The organism is Stutzerimonas stutzeri, assembly GCF_000935215.1.
Lineage (GTDB): Bacteria > Pseudomonadota > Gammaproteobacteria > Pseudomonadales > Pseudomonadaceae > Stutzerimonas.
In genome coordinates this window covers 1-238 of the sequence record NZ_JXXD01000338.1, presented here as the reverse complement: position 1 = coordinate 238, position 238 = coordinate 1, and the positions used below count along the sequence as shown (strand labels likewise).

Annotated in this window: 1 protein-coding gene; it reads right to left on the bottom strand. The window is 67.6% G+C overall.

What is annotated here, in order from left to right; all coding sequences use genetic code 11:
- Nucleotides 1-238 (bottom strand): exodeoxyribonuclease III (locus LO50_RS23170; RefSeq protein ID WP_044316501.1); only part of this gene is annotated, 238 nt, incomplete at both ends.

Here is a 238-nt window from a genome sequence, read left to right as displayed (position 1 = left end):
CGTTGTAGTCGCCGGCCAGCACCACCGGATGGCCGCTGGCGAGCAGACCGGCGGCATGCTCGATGAAGCGCTCGAACCAGCTCAGCTTGTAATCGAACTTCGGCCCCGGCTGCGGGTTGCCGTTGGGCAGGTAGAGGCAGGCGACGATCACACCCTGCACCGCCGCTTCCAGATAGCGGCTGTTGCTGTCACCCGGATCGCCCGGCAGCCCGCGGCGGATCTCCAGCGGCTCGCAATC